This window comes from Ruegeria sp. C2 (genome assembly GCF_056537765.1).
The window spans coordinates 1,453,760-1,472,626 of sequence record NZ_JBQFRZ010000001.1 but is presented as its reverse complement, the minus strand read 5'-3'; the positions used below and the strand labels follow the sequence as shown (position 1 = coordinate 1,472,626).

The 18,867-nt window shown below is 54.9% G+C and carries 13 protein-coding genes; 8 read left to right on the top strand and 5 right to left on the bottom strand.

The genetic code is table 11. The annotated features are described in order from the left end of the window. Positions 1–284 precede the first annotated feature (284 nt). Positions 285–1,601 carry a serine/threonine protein kinase gene (locus ACR0IV_RS07445; protein ID WP_480657185.1) on the top strand — a complete coding sequence of 439 codons (1,317 nt, stop codon included), beginning with the start codon at positions 285–287 and terminating at the stop codon, positions 1,599–1,601. Next, complete coding sequence (locus ACR0IV_RS07440; RefSeq protein WP_480657186.1) at positions 1,598–2,311, top strand: PP2C family protein-serine/threonine phosphatase; 714 nt, start codon at positions 1,598–1,600, stop codon at positions 2,309–2,311. Before ACR0IV_RS07445 ends, ACR0IV_RS07440 begins: the two co-directional genes overlap by 4 nt. Before the next feature lie 273 nt (positions 2,312–2,584). Here the strand turns inward: ACR0IV_RS07440 and ACR0IV_RS07435 are convergent, their stop codons facing one another. Next, positions 2,585–3,280, bottom strand: a complete 696-nt coding sequence (locus ACR0IV_RS07435) for an HNH endonuclease signature motif containing protein (protein WP_480657187.1) — start codon at positions 3,278–3,280, stop codon at positions 2,585–2,587. Between the two features lie 244 nt (positions 3,281–3,524). Continuing rightward, positions 3,525–4,760, bottom strand: a complete 1,236-nt coding sequence (locus tag ACR0IV_RS07430) for a tyrosine-type recombinase/integrase (RefSeq protein ID WP_480657188.1) — start codon at positions 4,758–4,760, stop codon at positions 3,525–3,527. A gap of 681 nt (positions 4,761–5,441) precedes the next feature. Here ACR0IV_RS07430 and ACR0IV_RS07425 point away from each other — a divergent pair. After that, on the top strand, positions 5,442–6,149 hold the full coding sequence (locus ACR0IV_RS07425) for a hypothetical protein (RefSeq protein WP_480657189.1): 708 nt from the start codon (positions 5,442–5,444) through the stop codon (positions 6,147–6,149). A 589-nt stretch (positions 6,150–6,738) separates the two neighbouring features. Here ACR0IV_RS07425 and ACR0IV_RS07420 read toward each other — a convergent pair. From ACR0IV_RS07420 to ACR0IV_RS07410, 3 genes are all read right to left on the bottom strand, one after another. Continuing rightward, complete coding sequence (locus ACR0IV_RS07420) at positions 6,739–7,140, bottom strand: hypothetical protein (protein ID WP_480657190.1); 402 nt, start codon at positions 7,138–7,140, stop codon at positions 6,739–6,741. Between the two features lie 1,162 nt (positions 7,141–8,302). After that, on the bottom strand, positions 8,303–8,809 hold the full coding sequence (locus ACR0IV_RS07415) for a hypothetical protein (protein WP_480469275.1): 507 nt from the start codon (positions 8,807–8,809) through the stop codon (positions 8,303–8,305). Continuing rightward, positions 8,793–9,554: a helix-turn-helix transcriptional regulator gene (locus ACR0IV_RS07410; RefSeq protein ID WP_480657192.1), complete on the bottom strand. Its 762-nt coding sequence runs from the start codon at positions 9,552–9,554 to the stop codon at positions 8,793–8,795. The genes ACR0IV_RS07415 and ACR0IV_RS07410 overlap by 17 nt, the downstream gene beginning before the upstream one ends. A 611-nt stretch (positions 9,555–10,165) precedes the next feature. Between ACR0IV_RS07410 and ACR0IV_RS07405 the strand changes: the two genes are divergently transcribed. The 5 genes from ACR0IV_RS07405 (at position 10,166) to ACR0IV_RS07385 (ending at position 18,807) form a co-directional block, all read left to right on the top strand. Beyond that, positions 10,166–12,562 (top strand): beta strand repeat-containing protein, encoded by a 2,397-nt coding sequence (locus tag ACR0IV_RS07405; protein ID WP_480657193.1) that lies wholly within the window; start codon positions 10,166–10,168, stop codon positions 12,560–12,562. Between the two features lie 131 nt (positions 12,563–12,693). Then, the gene (locus tag ACR0IV_RS07400; protein WP_480657194.1) at positions 12,694–14,634 is read left to right on the top strand and encodes a type I secretion protein; all 1,941 of its coding nucleotides are present in this window, start codon (positions 12,694–12,696) and stop codon (positions 14,632–14,634) included. A gap of 40 nt (positions 14,635–14,674) precedes the next feature. Further along, a complete protein-coding gene (locus ACR0IV_RS07395; protein ID WP_480657195.1) occupies positions 14,675–16,981 on the top strand; it encodes a type I secretion system permease/ATPase in 2,307 nt (768 codons plus the stop codon). Positions 16,982–16,984: 3 nt separating this feature from the next. Continuing rightward, entirely contained in the window at positions 16,985–18,328 is a 1,344-nt protein-coding gene (locus ACR0IV_RS07390) for an HlyD family type I secretion periplasmic adaptor subunit (protein WP_480657196.1), read from the top strand. A gap of 86 nt (positions 18,329–18,414) precedes the next feature. After that, positions 18,415–18,807, top strand: a complete 393-nt coding sequence (locus tag ACR0IV_RS07385; RefSeq protein ID WP_480469281.1) for a rhodanese-like domain-containing protein — start codon at positions 18,415–18,417, stop codon at positions 18,805–18,807. Positions 18,808–18,867: the final 60 nt, after the last annotated feature.

The following is an 18,867-nucleotide window of genomic DNA, read 5'->3' as shown; positions in this document are numbered from 1 at the left end:
CTCCGAGCCCTTAGTTGACACCGCTGTCGAACTAGGATGCTGCGAGAGCATTGAGCAACTTGCGACCGAACCAATCTCTAGTTTCACCCATACCAAGTTGAACGCGTCATGTGGGCTTGTTTCGGGAACACCAGACGGTTTCATTTTTGGGATGGTATGCCGTCAAATAGTATTGTCGATATGGATAAGTTTTATGAACCGTGTACTGAAGACGAAAAAGCTGTTTCTAAGTTTTGGCGTACGATAGTAGCTTGAGAACGGATTAGATTTGTTTGGAAGGTGTGATGAAAGTCATTGAAAGGATTGGACAAGGTGGCTTCGGTAACGTTGACCGCGTAATCTTGGCCAACGGAGAGCAATGCGCACGCAAGGAATTTGCCCAAAACCAGCCGCTTACTCTAGAACTCTTGGATAATGTGAAGAGACGCTTCTCCAAAGAGGTTAAGGTTCAATCTGCTGTTTCCCATCCAAATATTGTTCCGATAACTGGGAGCGATTTGAGCTGTGATCCACCCTATTACTTGATGCCTTTGGCCGAAAGCAGCCTCGACAAAGATCTGGGCGTAGATCGTACCCTCGGCGGCAGTTTCGTCTCGGCGTTGAGTGATATTGTCGCGGCGCTTGAAGAGCTCCACTCGATGGAGATCTACCACCGAGACCTGAAGCCCCAGAATGTACTACGCTTTTCAGAGAATGGTGGTGCAGTTTATGCCGTAAGTGATTTTGGGTTGATCTCAATGAAAGAGTCGAATCTTTCTGAATTGACAAAATCAGGAATGGGGAAAGGATCAGATTACTATACCGCACCGGAAATCCATGCCGACTTGCGCAAAGCCTCTCCTCAATCTGATGTCTACTCGTTGGGATGCATTCTTCACGACATGGTGGGCACAGAGCCGCGTATACCATTTCGTGAAATAAGAGAGGATGGAGACTTTGCGGCGATCCTTTCGGGGTGTACGAAAGATGATCCGAGCAAACGGTTTCCAACGGCGAAAGCGGTTCTCGATGCGATCTTATCGATCGAATTCGAACCCTTAGGAACAGTTAGCGCTGCTTCGGATGATTTTCTCGCTATGCTGGCCGCTACACAGCCACCTGAACCTGCTGCATGGGACGGGTTGGCTGAGTATTTGGAAACAACGGCAGAGATTGCTGACATTGCTGCTATCTGTGGCAAGCTGACTGCAGACCGCATTGATGCACTCTGCAGTTCTAACGGAACTGCAGCCAAAAGAATTGGTGTTGTGTTCTGCGAGTGGGTTTCTAGTACAGCTTTCAATTTTGAGCTTTGTGACGCTATTGCCAACCGTGTCGGGAATTTCTTCGAGGTTGGCGATCTGGAACTGAAAGTCGAGTGCCTCATGGCTCTATTGGAGATGGGAACGAGCCATAACCGTTGGTACGTGGAGCGAGAATTTGTTCGGCTGTGTGGCTCTGATATGGATGACAATTTGGCCAAACGCCTCGTTGTGAGGTTCCACATTGCTGGCGAGGCCAGTATCTGTTCAAGAATGGATCGCCTTGAGGGTTCTATAAGTTTTGGGAGAGGTGATCTGCACCCTAGACTGGTTGCTGCGCTACAAGGGCTTTGCGGATGAAAATCACATTCGCTTCAATCTCAAATGCAGGGCCACGCTCAGTGAACGAAGACTTTCTCGACTGCTGGGTTGCCAATTCTGGCGAAACCATTGCGTGTATTGCGGATGGGTTAGGTGGCATGGGTGGCGGTGAGGTCGCATCCGAATTGGCCGTTAGTCATTTCAAACAACATCTTCTAGAATGTGTTGTCACCGAGCAATCTATGCTCGAAGCGGCTCGATTGGCGCACGAGGCAATTCGCTTGGCGCAGGAGGAAGGTGCGACCAAACGTATGGCGACCACTCTGACGGCTGTAGCGTTGAAAGATGGAAGAATACTGGGAGTGCACTGCGGCGACTCTCGTGCGGCGATTGCTAGGGGGAAAGGGATCAAGCGATTAACGACCGACCACACGGAAGGGCAAAGGCTGTTTGATGCAGGCAAGTTAACTAAGGAAGAACTCGCCAAATACCCAAGAAAACATATTCTAGAAAGCGCATTAGGAGATCGGGAAACTCCCAATATTGAGCCGTTCGGATTCGACCTATTCCCAGGGGACAGAATTGTCTTAACTACTGACGGTGTCCACAATCTGGTGCTATTACGCGAGATGCAGCAATTGGCCGCAAAAGCTGCCACCCCGGCAGCGTTAGTAGATCGCGTAGCCGACGTGATTAAAGAACGTGGTGCTACAGATAACTACAGTCTCATATCGCTGTTTGCGGATTGACCGGAAATCAGAGTTGCAGGAAATAGGCTAGCGAAATTGGATTTGGTAATTTTCGAATTTATCACTTTCCCACTATGCGCGACCGCGCGAACCATCAACTTTTAGCGCTGCGAATGCCCGCTCCAATGGACGGTACGAGGCATTCTGAGACGATGGTACAGCGGGTCTAGGCTGTGTTTGCGACTTTGCAACGCCTGCTACCTGCGCATTACTGACATCCGGGGTGTTCGGTGCTGCAAACGCGGCGAATGGCGACTTGTGGTCCAAAACGCTCTAGTCTTTGAGCTCGGCGGGTGGTTCAAAAAGCAAATGCCAGCTATCCAAATTCGTCTTGTACCATGCGCCGCCATAAGGTCCGGCATATTTGGCGGGCATGGTTTCACCAGTGTAACGAACCTCAGGAATAGGACCTCTCGAAATCGGTACTTTTGAGGCATCGAAACTAGGCAGGCGTGTTTCGGTTGGTGCCTTTTCTGGTTCTCGATGGGGGATGACGACCTCGATCGGTTCTGGCTCTGGTTCCGGCTCAGGTGTGGCGGCCTTTGCTGGCACAGGCTCGCGTTCTTTTTCCTTCACACCATCCAAATCGACCAATTCAGATAGCAAGGCTTCGCGCCGGTTTTGTGCGTTGTCGCGAGGGGTCACAATTCGCAGATTGCTGGGTCGGTTGTCGGTCGGGTCGTGATTGATATGATCAACTACGCACTCTCTGGGCATCCACCGACCAAGTGCGTACGACACAATGAAACGGTGCGTGTATATTGACTTACTGCCGCTCTTGAAATGCAGATACTGTTTACCGTCGCGGTTCTCAGAGCCAAACGGCTCTTCGCCTTCCACCACGCCGTCTTTGAAACTGAACTCTTGCTCTCGAACGACAGCATCCAGAGGTGGGTAGGGGATTTCGCCGTCGCGTTCGGTGGCATACTCTGATCTGAGTAGCTCTTTGACGTACTCTACATCTTTCACTGGACAACCCCGCTCCGATTACAACCCACCGCTACAACCGAGTAGGCAATAAAACCGAGGAGCCTTCAAGGTTTGCCGATAGGTGTTGAAACAATTGGCCAACGTGGCATGATTGGTCGCCATCCGAGCTCTCGTTGGGGCAGACGATGGCTTTCATCCGCGTCCTTTTTTTGTTGCGATCTCATCCCAGTCGATGGACACCCGAGTCCATTTCTTTCTTCGCCTGAGTAAGTCAGTAATTCGCTTAGGATTCATTTTGCTTCTTGAAGTCGAGCAGGTTGCCCAACTTGGCAGTCGCGTCTCGGTTGGCCTCTTTGTAAAGGTGGGAATAGCGCTCGGTTGTGCGGCTCTCAGAGTGGCCCAGCACACCACCGACGATCTTCAGCGACAGACCCGCCGAGGCCATCAACGACGCAGCCGTGTGGCGAAGGTCATGCAGACGCACGTCCTCTATGTTGGCCGCGACCTTAATCTCGTCCCATGCCGCCTTCAGCGAACCCCGTGGCTTACCTTCGACACCGGGGAAAACCCAACGACCGGGGAAGTCTCCACGGCGGGCGCGGATACGTTCGAGGATTTCCAGCGCCTGAGGTGACAGGGTGACCTCGTGCTCGGTCTTCTGTTTCGTGGTCGAGCCCGGTTTCGTCCATTCACCTGCATCGAGATCGAACTGATCCCACGAGGCCTTCAGCAACTCGCCAGAGCGGCAGCCGGTCAGCAGCAAGAGGCGTATCGCATCAGCTGCGTCCTGAGCCTCAGCCGTCCGGTAGCCGCGGCTTTCGTAGTTTGCGAGTGCTACATTCAAATCGACCAGCTCATCCCTGCTCAGGTAGCGCTTACGTTCTACCTCATCGAAATGCTTGATGGTTGCACAGGGGTTGGTGTTTTGCGCCCGCCACTCCAGCGCGATGGCCATGTTGAACAGACCCGACATCAGCGACAGCACGCGGTTGGCCTCGTTGTGGCCATTGCGCTTTCCTTTAAATTTCACCACCACTTCATCCCGCACCTTCCGATGCAGTTCGTCTATGTCGGCACGGGTAACGTCCTTCACGAACACGCGCAGCAGTGAGGCGGGCAACTTCGTGCGCAGGCGGCGATCAGTGTCGCGCTTGTTGGAGGGGCGAAGAGTCGGGAGGTGCTTCTCGCGATATCGCTCGACCAGATCGGCGACGGTCGGCTGCTTTGCCACCGCCTGCCGGGCGCGGGTCACGTCGATCCCATCGGCTCCCTGCTGTTTCCAGTCGCGTGCGATGCGACGGGCTTCTTCGACCGCACCGGGCGCGTTAACGTCGACCGGGATGCGGGGCTCGCGGACAGGGGCATCAGCGCCTGTGCCGAGTCGGTGGCGGATGTACAGGTTCTTGTTTCCTGCGGGCGTGATCTTGCACATGAACCCCGGCAACTCGCTGCAGCGTAGTGTGATGAGCTTCTTGCCGGGGACGGTGCGGTCGATCAGGGACTTAGTCAGCTTGGGCATTTTTCCGGTCCTTGTCTGGAATGCACCGTGGGCAACGAGAACCCCGTGTCGCGGTTTCTAACTTACTCCCAGCTTCCCTCTAGCTTCCCTAGTTTAACTGCTAGTGACTGGTCTTCTTCCATCATAACTAGGAAAAACAGGGGTTTGACACAAGGCGACTAGTCGCAAAAAGTCATAAAATCTGATTTGTAATCAGTAGGTCCGCGGTTCGAGTCCGTGTGGGGGCACCAGAATATCCCATTCAATCTGTTTAAGAACAAACGGTTAGGCAGTAGTGTTTCTGCCGAAGTCCCACTAAGGCCCCACTTGTTGTCTGCCATACCTTACTATTCCTCAGCGTTCCCAAGAATCACAAAAGCGCACCAACCGGAGCGCTTTCGTTTGGGCGATATGTGAAGGGATAGACCCATCCATTCCGCCCCCTGTTGTCAATTTTGCATCGCATCCCATTCCGCCAAAGCGTGATCGAGACAGGCGCGGGCGCTGACACGCTACACCCAAAGCATAGATTTGCGCAATGGCCCTTTGGGGCCTTCTGCGTTTCGTCCCGATCCGGGCGGCAGTCGACTTCCAATCGTAGGTTGGTTTGGGACGGGGTCACCAGTGGCAGCGGGTGTCTCCGTCTCATTTTGAGATTTATTGTGACCGTGGTATCGTCTCTGGCATTGAATGGAGGCTAATTTGAAGAGAGTTTTGTTTTTGGTGGCGATGGCCACGCTATCTGGGTGTGCAAGCAATATTCTTGAGAACAAAGAGAAAGAGATTTTTGTTGGTTCAAAACCGACTGAAGTTGAGCCTACTGATAAACGGGTAGGGTCTCTTCAGGACGCCAGGGATTTGGCGCTAAGGCTGTCAGCAGCTTATTACGCCGCTGCAAATGAGTCTCAAAACACCCAAGACGCGATTAATATTATCACGAATTTGGTAGGTGCATCCGTAATCGCAGGAGCAGTAAAAGGAACTTCTGATGCTGCGTTAGCAAATCGTGGTGTCGCAGCAGTAGGTTTGCAACGGATTGGCGCAAAAGGCTTCAGCAAAACCACCATAGAGGCACTTTATGATGGTGCGCTTTCTCTGGATTGTGTTGCTGGCGTGATTTCGGTACATTTAGTTGGCGGAAAGCTAAAAGATATCGACGAAGCTGAGATAGTGACCTTGCACGCTATCCGCGAAATCAGAATTTCAGTCAGAAAAGGTTTGACCAGAGAGGTCGACACTTATTCTTCGATCTTGGAGTCGTTCAGCAGTGCGGTTCCGAAGGATGTTGATACTGGCTTTAGACTAGCAAGCCAAGGTGATGATGCCCAGGAACTGAACGCGTACCTCAAGGTTCTGAACGGCTGCGTTTCCAAGAAGGGTTTAACGGGTGCAGCCAAGGACGCCGGATAGATATCTCTCGAGATCCGGATCAAGTGCGTTTACTTGCCCGCGTAATGACTGAACTCAAATCCGAAACAATTTCGGATATCCAAGCCGGCGATAATTGCCGATATCAGCCCGGGCCAGCCAGCACGCCGCGCAGAAGCATAACCCCCCTCTGCGTCGTAGTTCCCCCGGAAAGGGGGACCATTGGGACTATTTTAGGCACGTGGTATCAATGCGTTGATCTGTTCGCAGCCGGAATTAGGCGAGTAGGTCTTTCGACTCGCTCACCACGGTTTCAACTCGTAGCCCTTGGCGAGCTCACTGATCCAGCTCTGCACATCGTCCTTAGCCATGTCCAAGCTGTCTGCCTCAGATCCCGTGTAATGAAACCCGCCGCCTTTCCTTGTTCCAGTTGGGGCAATCAGGCGGGATGACGACGTTCAAGTCCTGTTAACGTACCTTACGGTTGTATTTGGGGTTTCTTCGGTGATGATTCAGTCCAAGTAGTGCTTGCCACCACGGACTTAAGCGAAGGTTTCCAACATCGTCCTATATGCCTGCTCACCTTTACCAGTGTGGAAGTACCCCTTGACGCCAAACCTATCTCCGCTGACTACAAACGAGCCTTCAAACAGGACTTGACTTGATGCAAGTAGGTTCTTTCTGACGCTAGATTGGTTCTTTTCTGGGTAAACGCCCCAACCATTTTTTCCTTGAAAGGAAAGGTAGTCTTGCTTGTGCGCAACAAAATACTTTCCCATTTTTCGTTGCCATGCTTGGCTGGATGATTGAGCTGAATGAACACCTTGCTGTCACTATCCACCATCAACACCATCTCTCGGGCTCGACCCGTTGGATCGAAATTTGTCGCGATCCAGCAATATTTATCATCTTGAAATATGCCCCAGTGAGCCACCTTACCTTTCTGGGCGAATATACCTTGGGCGATGGAGGCACCGCCGAAAGCTGACGTTAGGATGGTCACAGCGACGAAGCGCAACAAATATGACTTCATGTTCACAATTTTCCGTAAAGACTAATGCTTCTGCCGTTCAATTATAGCGATGCAAACAGGTAGAGTTAGCAACCCTACCAAATCAAGTAAGATCGAGTATTCGTATCGTATGTTTTCGCCGTCGCCGTTTCCCGGCAGCCATCTGTCGGCAACCTTCCCAGCAATACTGGGCGTCTATCCAATATTGAACACTACATCACAACCCGGGTCTGATCTGCGGTTTAAGCCGCTTGGATCTATATCCCAAGATTCAGTGGACAGACAAATGGATCAAGATGTGATATAATCACCACGTGCCCGAAATGGGTGCCCTAAGGGGAGAAACCCACCGTCTCACAAATGGTAGAGAGTGGAGGTGGTGTGAGGGGCTGGATGAGGGGGTCTTGGCCAGCCCCTCTCTCTTTGGGGAGGCGGAACGGTGAAAGCCGCCCGTTGAAGGCACATTAGCAACTACGATTGAATACTGAAATTGAGGCTGTCCCCCAGGCAGTCTCCGGTCGTGGTTGGCAGATAGCAGCCGCCGCTTCGCGTATGGTGCAGTCTCTTGCTTACATGGCCCCAGAACCGCATGGCGGGCTTTGGTGCGCCAGAGGTCGGACTTAGGGTGAAATCGCCTTATTCCTGTCGCAGCCGGGTCAAAGTTCGATGGATACAATCAACAAAAGTGAACCATGCACCAAGATTGAGCAGTCAGATAAAATGCTGTCAGACTACATCATCGCTGGCTCCAAACTGGAGCGATGCTTCCGAACCCACGATCCCTGGGTCGTCGTCCTGCAGGCCGTATTCGTTACCTCTTTTAGTCTGATCGGGTTGGCCGTGAGCATGCTGGCTTATCGGACTCTGGAATTGCCCAGCCTGCCTTATCTTTGGCAGTTGATTATGTCCTTATGCGAGTAAGCGTCAGGTTATCCTAGCGGCTTTGCATCTGGCGTCATCCTAGAGTGCGATTTTCATTTTTGTGAGAAAATATGCCGTGGATGTGAACTGCATCACTGATCGGTTCAATAAAATCTTTCATAAACGAGATGTTAACGAGTGAACGTCTCTTTTGTTTCGGACGTTATGTTTTTCATAATCCTCCCTTTTTATTGGGCGCGCTGTACAAAAGCGCGCCCTTCTTTTTCGTGACGCCCATGGGGGATCTGATGGCCGGTAATGCTCAGACAGGGAACCCGAGTCGCTTGATCAGGTTCCAGATGTCATTGTTCGCTGTAGAGAGTTGTGCGACCACGTCCTCGATCTCTTTCATGGCCTCGTCATCCACCGTATCTTCGCGCCCCAGCTTGATATCGGTCTTGCGGTCGGCGATGCGCATAAGGATGGTCTTGGGGTTGCCGCTTTCCTGGTCGAACGAATAGATGCAGTGATTGTATTTGTTCCGGACCGACGACAGGCGCGACAGGCGCTGGGTATGTTTGAGGATCGGATCGCGTATTTCAGCGGGGCGGCCCTCCATCTTCGCTAGGCGCTCGACAAGATCGATGCGGGCGCGAGTCGTGTTCAGGGTCAGAAAGATGATGACGGCCACGTCCTTGTTGGATCCGGTCAACCCCGCGATCAGATGGATCAGCAGGCTTTCCGTGTTCGTCCACATATAGTTCAACCGGCCCACCAGAAGGATAAGCCGGTCAAACCGGGTTTCGAAGGCTTCATCCAACAGGGGCACTGCGCGCCTCATTGGGCGCGACCTCGAAATAAAAATGCGCCGCAGCTGTTCGGTTGCTGACGTCGATCTTGCCCGAGACGTTATGCATATGCAGCTTCACAGTATGCTCGGTTATACCCAGTTTGGCAGCGATGGCCTTGTTGCTTTTGCCCTGAGCGACCTGTCTCAGCACCTGTTTTTCCCGGCGGGTGAGTTTGGCATAGAGCAGCAGTTTCTCGGGTGATCGGGTCCGGGTAGCAGGCTGCTTTTCGATCGGCGCATTTGCCGCGTCTTGCAAGGCGGCCATGCTGTCGGCCAGGAAACAGGGCAGGTGTAACTCTTCATGCATCAGCAGACGTAAAATTGCGCGCCATACGTCTGGGGCGACATTCATCGGTAGATATCCGATATTGCCAAACCGCGCGCGGTCCCAGTGTTCGAACAGAAAGCGGGCCGGGCTTTTCTTGCGATAGGCGAAAGCCAGACACCCGGCCTCGGCCAGTTTTGTATATTCGGCGGGGCGGGATAAGAGATCCTCAATCATCATCTGGTCCACGACGATGATACGTTCGGCGGGCGAGTTCGCTTCGTTTTCCGCCAGGAGCGAATCCAGGTTCTCGTAGCGTGCTGCGCGCACGCCAAATTCGTTCTGAACACTTCTCAGGGTTTGGTTGGAATAAAACAGTTCCTTGCCAATAAATGCGATCGAAAGTTCTTCAGGGTATTCAATCTGACCACGTGAGTCATCTTGCAATGAGATATTCACTGTCCTTCCCCCACTAATAAAAGCGCCAGCCGCTGGAATTGAAATTGGGTGCAGGTTCAGCCGGCGCGAAACGGTAACGTAAATAGTCAAATTATCATTTGATCATAGCTGAAAGTACGAATTTCAGCAAGGGAACGCGGGAAATTGAGGCGCTGTTATAGAACTTTTGATCAGGTCGGAGTTTCGAAATTTGTCTGTAACTTTCTGAAATAAAACAGTGAATTCTTCAAAGCGCAAAAATGTTCTTCATTCCCCACAAGGTTTGCCCTTTCTAAAGGCAGTTTCTTAAAAAACCACTTTTTTAACAAAGAGTTGCCACATTTAATGCTTTCGGCCAGCTATGCACACCCTCGCATCGCTGCAAACATGACCCTGCTTCAATTGGCGAAGTTTCATTGAACCTGGCATGCCTGCGGCCCGTTTATTTCAACGACATCCCCGTGGACATGGAATCGGCTGGGCCGAGAAAGGGGGACTGACCAGACAGAAGACCAGAACTGCCGCATAAGCGTCCGTTGTGACGCTCTGTGCGTGAAATCTGTTTCAACCGCGCCTGTAGCCGCTTTGTAGATGAATGGCGGTCCGGTGCTTCAGTAAAAGTGGAATTTATTATGGAACGCAGACTAGCTCCTGTAGCGGACGTCCAAGAGATTATCGATGATCAGGACCCTGTTGTAGATGAACCATCGTCAGAAGAAGAAGTAGAACTGTCGGTTGAAGACATTAACGCTCAGCAGCAACAGCAGCAGCAGCAACAAGGTGATGACAGCAACACCAACGGTGGCGACGATAGCAACACCAACGGTGGTAACGACAGCAACACCAACGGTGGCAACGACAGTAACACCAACGGTGGTAACGACAGCAACTCGCAGTCAAATGGTGGTGACGACAGTAACACCAACAACAACAACGCATCGGTCGACATTGATTTCTCGGGCGGTGAGTGGATCCCGCGTGATGACGACAAAGTTGACGTCGACATCAAAGATGTAGAAGGCGATGTTGGTGACGTGATCACCGCGGGTGACGATGTGAATTATGATCCGGGCGACGATATCAACATCGATATCGATCTGAGCGGCCCCGGAAACGACTTCGCGTCAATCAACAGCCAGTATGCGAGTCTGAACGACAATGACACTCTGGGCACTGCAAGCGTAGAAAACTCGGGTGACTTCACCCAGAGCGGCGACGCAAATGGCGGTGAGGCCTATGCCGAAGACGGTATCGACGTAAATACCGACGGCGGTGACTCGGGTGATGGCGGCATGAGCTATGGCGGTGACGCATATGGCGACACCAATGGCAGCCATTCACTGGCCCTTGGTGGTCATTCCGGACATGCCGATGGTACGGCATCCGGCGGTAATGGTGCCGCTTCTGGTAACGCCAATAATACCAGCGTTGGTCTTGGATTGTCGGGCGCGCATGCCGATGGCAACAGCGCGGGCGGAAACGGTGGAAACGCCGATAACGATTCCGGTGCAGTCAATCTTGGAGTAGCGGGTTCCAATGCAGAATCCACCGGTGGTGAAGGCGGTAACGCCGGATCGATTGGTCTGGGTCTGGGTCTGGGACTTGCCGGATCTAATGCCGAAGGCGATGCGGGCGGTGGCGACAACGCCTCTGGTTCGCTTGCAGCTGGTCTGGGACTGGCGGGAACCGACGCTTCGAACGGTAATGCTGATGGTGGAGATGGCGACGCGCAAACCAGCGGTAACGCCGACAACACCAGTGAAGGTACCAACGAAGCCAATGATTCATCGGCTGGCGGCAATATCGGTCTTGGACTGGCAGGCGCAGGCGCGCTGGGTGCCAATGACGGGTCCGGTGGCAACGGCAATGGTGGCCAGGGTGATGGCGGCCAGGGCGACGGCGGTAACGGAAACGGTGGTTCTGGCGACGGTGGAAATGGGCCTGGTGGTGACGGATCAGGTGGTCCGGGTACCGGTGGGAACACGGGTGTAATTGAAGAAACCGTGCCATTCCTGCGTGTTGCGCCGTTGGTCGAAGAGCCCGGCGATGAAGAAGAAGAGGGCGAAGAAGAATCTGCCGCAGCTGGTGTTTCGACAGGTGATGCCAACGGTACTGGTGGAAACGGACCCGGCGGTGACGGATCTGGTGGTGCCGGTGACGGCGGTAACGGTCCTGGCGGCGACGGCGACGGTGGCAACGGTTCCGGTGGTTCCGGTGACGGTGGCCAAGGTGGCGGTCAGGCCGACGCGGATGCCGACGCAAGTGGCGTTGGTGACCAGACTGCAGCCGGACCAGTGATCGCGCAGACACCTGGCGATATCGATGGCATGACCTCGAACTGGCAAGCTCCGGACGGATCTGGTGGTGCTGGTGGTACCAACAATTCCAACGGTTCGGCTGATGCCGATGGTACCGGTACGTCAACCGCTGAAGGTACTGGCGGTGACGGCGGAACGGCCAACCCGGACGCAAGCTCGGCCGGTAGCGGTGCGGGATCTGCGGATGCGACCAACGAAGCCGGAAACGGTGGCGCGGCCGACTCCTGGGCAGATGCAGCCAATGACGGCTATGCAGAAAGCCTGGCCGAAGCGATTGCCGGATACGGTGGCGATGCCATGTCCGACAATGACGCGACATCGACCGGTACCGGTAGCGGAACAGGTACCGCGACATCTGGCGCAGGTGGCGCAGGTGGTGCTGCCGCTGCAACTGGCGGAACCAGCGGTGACGTCATGGGTACCTCGACCGGTGGTGCAACCACAGGTGCGACAAACACCGGTGGCGAAGCTTCGGGTGCCTATTCCGGCGCTGGCGGTGCAGGCGGTAACGCCGGCAGCTGGGGTTCGGACAATGGCGGTGACGGTATCGTCAACGGTGAGTCCTATGCTTCTGCAGCGGCCGTCGTCGACACATCGGCCTTCAACCAGTCGATCGTTCAGGGTGCCAACGTGCTTGGTAACTCGGTCGATACGACCATGGTTGGTGGTTCGATGACCTCGAGCTACTCGAGCGACGACACCGACGTGTAAGGCGCAAGTCTCGGGGGCCGCATTACTGGCCCCCGCACAAATGAAAACGCCGGGGCCGCATGATGCGGCCTCGGCCCAGCAAATCCAGAGCCGGAAATTTCCTGCCGGTGACGGAGTTAGGGGTCATCGAAATGTCATTCGATAGTGTTACCGAAAAGATTGCACACTTTATTGGAACTTTTGATCTTACGATTGAGCAAGCCCGCCTGAGGGATCAGTACGAAGAGTTCACCGCAATGCGCCGCAAGGCCGAACTGGAAGAACTGGAAGACCCCATCAAAATCAGAGTCAAAGCGGAATTGGATCTGGATCCGGGCAAGTATGGCCCGCTGTCCTATCTGATCAACACGCCTCCTCCTAATCCTGAGTTGCCACCTGACGTTGAGGGACCGGCGCTTCAGACAGTGGTCGCTTTGCCACCACCGCCTGCGCCCGGCTCACCGTTGCCTGACGCCGCAATGGCCGAGGCTGCTCAGGCCGTGATCATTCTTGAACCCCAGCTTGTGACCGAGTTGATCGGATCGGCTGTGACCTACACGTTCCAGTCGATCTTTTTACGCGACAACGACGTCGTCGGTGAAGGCGACTTCCGCGATCCCGAGCAGCTGACGGCTTTGGCCGAAGCGGCAATGGAGATCGCGATGTCGTTGCACGCCTTCTCAAGCCTCTCCTTTGCAATCTCGGATTACCTTTCGGTCGAATATGTCGAAGACATGGCCGAACAGATGTTGGCTCCGGTCTATGCTGATGTCGAAGGCGCAGTTGTCTATCAATTCCACGGCGAAGACGCGATGGGAGTGATCGTCAACGGCGAATACGTGAATGAAGCGCCGGTTTGGGAGGATCTTCTGCCTGCACATCATCAGCCAGAGGACGAGGAAGAAAACGCATCCCCCGATCCGTACCCGGTAGAGTGGGATCAGGATGCAAATCCGGAATTTTCCGACGGTCATGAAGTGATTGTAGGTGGCAATCTGGCCATCAATGCAGTTTCCGCCACAGTCGCCTGGGTCGATGCGCCCTACATTGCGGTTGGCGGTAAGTCGATTGAACTGACCATGGTCAGCCAGGTCGCCGTCGTTTCTGACATGGATGAAGGTACCAAGGGCGAATCCGGTACAAAAGTCGTGCAATCCTCATCGATTGAGGTCGAAGGAAACGCCGCCTATTGGGTTTCGGAAGGCGGCGAGGATGCACCGGGTCTTGTGCACGTCGATTGGATTCACGGTGATCTGATCGTGGCGAATTTCGTCAAACAGACGATCGATGCCACAGATATCGACCATATTGAAACTGAGATCTCTGCCTCGACCACGCTATACGCGATGGGCGACAATGAATTGGTCGACGTGACCAACATCCTGCAATTGGGCAGCTACTATGATCTGGTCATGATCGACGGAGACATGATCTCGGTCGATGCGTTCGTTCAGACGCTGGTCCTGATGGACGATGACATCGTGACCGGCGGCCTGCCTGAACCGCTGGACGGTTCGGATGAAAACCTCGTGATGAACGAAGTCTCACTGCTCACGGAAGGGGAAGACACCCATGAACTGATGCAGGCGCCGATGGCTGAGGCCATGGCGCTGAAGGAATCGGACATGGAAGCGTTGGAAGATGCGCTGATGAACGATCCGATGTTTGCGGGGATGGAACAGATGCGTGTCCTGAAGGTGGACGGTTCACTGGTTCAGCTGAACGTTGTGGAACAGTCGACCATGCTCGCGGATCAGGATGACGTACATCTGAGCGGCCCGAACGCCGATGAAACTGAGGTGATCGCGGGCAGCAATGCTCTGCTGAACGCGGCGAACATAACCAAGGCCGGGGTCGACTCGGTGGTGATGGCTCAGGACGGATCATATTCGGATCTGCTCTTGCATCAGGCCAGCCTGATGGACATGCCCACAAACGAGGAAATCTCTGAAATGACCAATGAGGCGATTGCCGCCCTGATGGATGAGATGGGGATGCCGGGCCATGGTGCTGAGATCGGGCCAAATGGCAATGATCTGACGCCAAGCGAGATGGCGAATGCTTCGGATGGCCTGCAAACCATGTTGGCCTGAGTTTTCTGTACATTACGAGTGACCCAAAGGTTTATTATATATGTCGATCGTTTTTTCGTCGCGACGAACCCGTTATGCCAGCCCGCTGGACCGACACGGAGGCGGCCGCCCATTTGCGCCTGAAAACTGTGAGCGGGTGACAAAGCCCTTGAAGGCCGATGCGCCTGCGGCAGAGGCCAAGTTGCGTCTGACCAAGGAGATGCGTTTGTCCGATTTCCGACCCAGTTCTGCAGCCATGACTGGTGATGTGGACGAACCATATCCGCCCTCAGATCAGGTGCCTCAGGATGAGGCGCCCAACAATAGTTCGAAACCGGATGAAACCGGCCAGAGGCAAGCGCAGCAGTCAGATTCAATGTCACAATCGCGCGTCGGCTCTCCCCTTCGGCGTGCGTCGTCGCGGCCCGCGCAAGATCAGGATCCGGTGGGCGGCGATACTGGGGTGGCCAAGCCGGAGGCCCCGGATCGTGAGAAAGCCGATCACTCGACTGCGCGCATGACCCCCTCTGCGCCATCGGACGGCAAAGACCGCATGGGCACCACGATCGAGGCGAAGGCGAACGAACCGTTGATGCGCACCAGCAAGGGCGGAGGAGACGGCAAGGGGCCACCCCAAACTTTCCACAAGCGAACCCCGCCTGAGGATTTCCAGAGAACCCTGCGCACCTCATTGAAGGCGATCTGGCGCAATTTGGCCTTTGTGCTGGTGCTGACATGCGCCACCAACGTCCTGATCCTGGCGATCCCGATCTATCTGTTCCAGATCAGTGACCGGGTCCTGACCAGCCGTTCGTTGGACACGTTGATCATGTTGACCGCGATTGTCGCAGGGGCGGTGATTTTTCAGGCTGCCTTCGATGCGGTACGGCGGTTCATGTTGATGCGCACAGCAGTTGAGGTTGCGGCCCGGCTCGGCGCTCCGGTGCTGAGCGCGGCGGCGCATGCCTCGCTGCACGGCAACGGGCGCGAGTATCAGACGCTGGGCGACCTGCAACAGGTGCGGGGTTTTCTGGTTTCGGGCACATTGATCTCATTCCTCGATGTGCCTTTTGCACCGCTGTTCATCCTGATGATCTTTCTGGTGCATCCGCAGCTTGGCATGATTGTTGTGACCACGGCCCTGATCCTGATGGTTATTGCGCTGATCAACCAGAAAATGACGGCGAAGCCTTTTGCCAAGGCAAATCAGGCACAGTCGCTGGCCAACCAGCATCTGGATTCGATGTCGCGCAACAGCCAGATCATCAACGCATTGGCGATGATCCCCGAGGCGGTGCGCATCTGGGGCCGTGACACGGCGCAATCGCTGACCTGGCAGGTCAAGGCGCAGGATCGCAATGTGATCTTCGCTGCCATATCGCGGGCTGTGCGTCTGCTGACGCAGATCGGCATCCTGGGGTGGGGGGCGTTTCTGGCCCTGCAAGGCGAGATCACCGGTGGCATGGTCATCGCAGCCTCGATCATTGCAGGCCGTGCCTTTGCTCCGATCGAGGGCTCGATTGAAGGCTGGAACACTTTCCTGCTGACCCGTGGTGCCTTTGGCCGGATCAAGGCGTTGCTGTCCAGTTCTGCCCTGCAATACGAAAAACTGCGCCTGCCGCGTCCCGAAGGCCGATTGGATGTAGAACGTCTGCTTTACGTACCCGGAGGCACCAAACGGGTGGTTTTGAATGGGATCACTTTTGCGCTGAACCCCGGAGAGACTCTGGCGATCATCGGTAATTCCGGCGCGGGCAAAACCACGCTTGGCAAGACGCTGGTGGGATCGATTCTGCCGACTTCGGGAAGTGTGCGGCTGGACCTGATGGACATCCGCAACTGGGACCCACGCCAGTTCGGTGAAAGCATCGGGTATCTGCCGCAGGACGTTCAACTGTTCCCCGGCACGATCAAGGACAATATCGGTCGCATGCGTGACGACGCCACGGATGAGCAGATCCATGACGCCGCCGTTCTGGCGGACGTACACAACATGATCGCGACGCTGCCGCAGGGGTATGAGACGGTCGTTGCCGCCGATGGTTCGCCGTTGTCGGGCGGCCAGAAACAGCGCATCGCGCTGGCGCGTGCCTTCTTTGGCAATCCGCGACTGGTGGTGCTGGACGAGCCGAACTCGAACCTGGACGTCGCGGGCGATAAGGCCCTGGCGCGTGCAATCGAGCAAGCCAAGGAAAGCCAGATCACTGTTGTCGTTATTACGCAAAAGCCGACGTTGTTGAGTGTGGTCGACAAGATCATGCTGCTGACAGACGGCCGTGTGGCGCTGTTTGGTCAGCGCGAACAGGTTCTGCAGCAACTGAACAACTCGCGACAGCAGCCGCCTGAAATTCAGGGCAATGGGGGATAAGTTATGAACGAGCTGGTAGTCCGCAAGGAAGACCCAAGCCTCTGGTATTCTGAGGTTCCGCGATCCATCACTAAGTTCATTGTGATCGGCCTGATCATGCTGGTTGTCTGCTTTGGCGGCTTTGGCGTGTGGTCCTTCCGGGCCCCACTTGCGGCGGCGGTCATCGCGCAGGGCAGCTTTGTCGCCACGGGACGCAACAAGATCGTGCAGCATCTTGAGGGCGGGATCATCGAAAACATTCTTGTCACCGAAGGCGAGGCGGTCGAGGCCGGCCAGATCATGATGACGCTGGACCAGACCTCGGCGGCGGCCAATGAGCGCGAGCTGTTCATCCGCAAAATCCGCCTGCAGGCCATGACAGAACGCCTGCTGGCCGAGCATAGCGAGCAGGAAAACCTGATTTTCTCACCCGATCTGGTCAAAGCATCGGATGATGTTGAGGTCATGACCATCCTCGACAACCAAAAGCTCAGCTTCAATGTTTCCCGCAAGACGTTGCTGAACGATATCGCGTTGCTGCAGCGGAACATGGAGGCGCTCAGGATTCGCGCCACCGGGTTCGAGGCGCAATTGACCAGCATGCAACGGCGCTCTGATATTCTTCAGGAAGAATACGACACGAAATATGCGTTGTTCGAAAAAGGATTGGTGCGCAAAGGCGACCTGAACACAATTCGCCGTGTGCAGGCTGAAGCAGAGGGACAATTGGCACGCCTGCAGGCCGAAACGGCTGAGGTCAACCAGATGTTGCTAAAATACGAAGAGCAGATTCTGCGCACCCGCTCGGCCTACCGCGAAGCGGCATTGGACGAGCTTGGCGTAATTGAAGCTGATCTTGAAAGTGTACGTGAAAAGGCGCGGCAGGCCCGCAGTGTTCTGGATCGCGCCGTCGTGCGGGCGCCGGTGACTGGGACTGTCGTACGTCTGCATCATCACACGCCCGGCGGTGTGATCGAAACCGGCGAGCAGATCGCGGAAATCCTGCCCGCCGATGCCCCGCTTATCATCGAGGCGCAAATCCCGCGCACCGAGATCGACAGTGTTGTAACCGGCCAAATCGCAACTGTGCGTCTGGTGGCGCTCAATCAGCGCACCACACCTGTTCTTGAGGGCGAGGTGTATTATGTCTCGGCCGACTCTGTGGTCGAGGACTCCGCCGGAATGCCGCAAGAGGTTTATCTGGCCCGTATCACGTTGAGTACCGACGAGATGAGCCGCGTGCGTGGTTTCATACCCACACCGGGAATGCCCGCCGAGATCATGATCCAGACCGAAGAACGTACCTTTGCCGCCTATATTGCCAAGCCGGTGGTCGACAGCATGTCACGTGCCTTCCGGGAACACTAACATGATCACTATCGCTGCATAACGACTACATCTTCCAGATTTCGCATGTTAGTTTCCCGCGAACTCAATTCGCAGGAGATGTAGCGATGCCTTTGACAGTCAAAGAGATGGTAGAGGCCGCGAATGCCGTGGTCGAACGCATTGATGCGGGCAGGGCGCAAGAGCTTCTGGCACAAGGTGCGCTGTTGTTGGACATCCGCGATGCGCCCGAATTGGAGAAGGTGGGTCGCGCCGCTGGCTCTCATCACATTCCGCGTGGAATGCTGGAATTTCGCGCTGACCTAGAACTGCCATCCTATGACCCTGAACTGCGCAAGGACCGCACCATTATCCTACATTGCGCCTCGGGCGGTCGAGCGTCGCTGGCTGGGAAGTTGCTGAAGGACATGGGGTACGAGCAGGTCTATAATCTGGGCGGGTTCACGGACTGGGTGAATGGCGGCGGCGATATTGTCGAGCCGATTGATCCGGGGATGTAGCACCCTGATCTGATACAGGTCAAAGTAGAACACATTCTGTCGCTATAATGTGAAACGCAG

What these genes read in the sequence shown, in the direction of transcription:
- ACR0IV_RS07445 (WP_480657185.1), top strand. Translation starts at nt 285, where the DNA reads ATGAAAGTCATTGAAAGGATTGGACAAGGTGGCTTCGGTAACGTTGAC.
- ACR0IV_RS07440 (WP_480657186.1), top strand. Translation starts at nt 1,598, where the DNA reads ATGAAAATCACATTCGCTTCAATCTCAAATGCAGGGCCACGCTCAGTG.
- ACR0IV_RS07430 (WP_480657188.1), bottom strand. Translation starts at nt 4,760, where the DNA reads ATGCCCAAGCTGACTAAGTCCCTGATCGACCGCACCGTCCCCGGCAAG.
- ACR0IV_RS07420 (WP_480657190.1), bottom strand. Translation starts at nt 7,140, where the DNA reads ATGAAGTCATATTTGTTGCGCTTCGTCGCTGTGACCATCCTAACGTCA.
- ACR0IV_RS07405 (WP_480657193.1), top strand. Translation starts at nt 10,166, where the DNA reads ATGGAACGCAGACTAGCTCCTGTAGCGGACGTCCAAGAGATTATCGAT.
- ACR0IV_RS07400 (WP_480657194.1), top strand. Translation starts at nt 12,694, where the DNA reads ATGTCATTCGATAGTGTTACCGAAAAGATTGCACACTTTATTGGAACT.
- ACR0IV_RS07395 (WP_480657195.1), top strand. Translation starts at nt 14,675, where the DNA reads ATGTCGATCGTTTTTTCGTCGCGACGAACCCGTTATGCCAGCCCGCTG.
- ACR0IV_RS07390 (WP_480657196.1), top strand. Translation starts at nt 16,985, where the DNA reads ATGAACGAGCTGGTAGTCCGCAAGGAAGACCCAAGCCTCTGGTATTCT.
- ACR0IV_RS07385 (WP_480469281.1), top strand. Translation starts at nt 18,415, where the DNA reads ATGCCTTTGACAGTCAAAGAGATGGTAGAGGCCGCGAATGCCGTGGTC.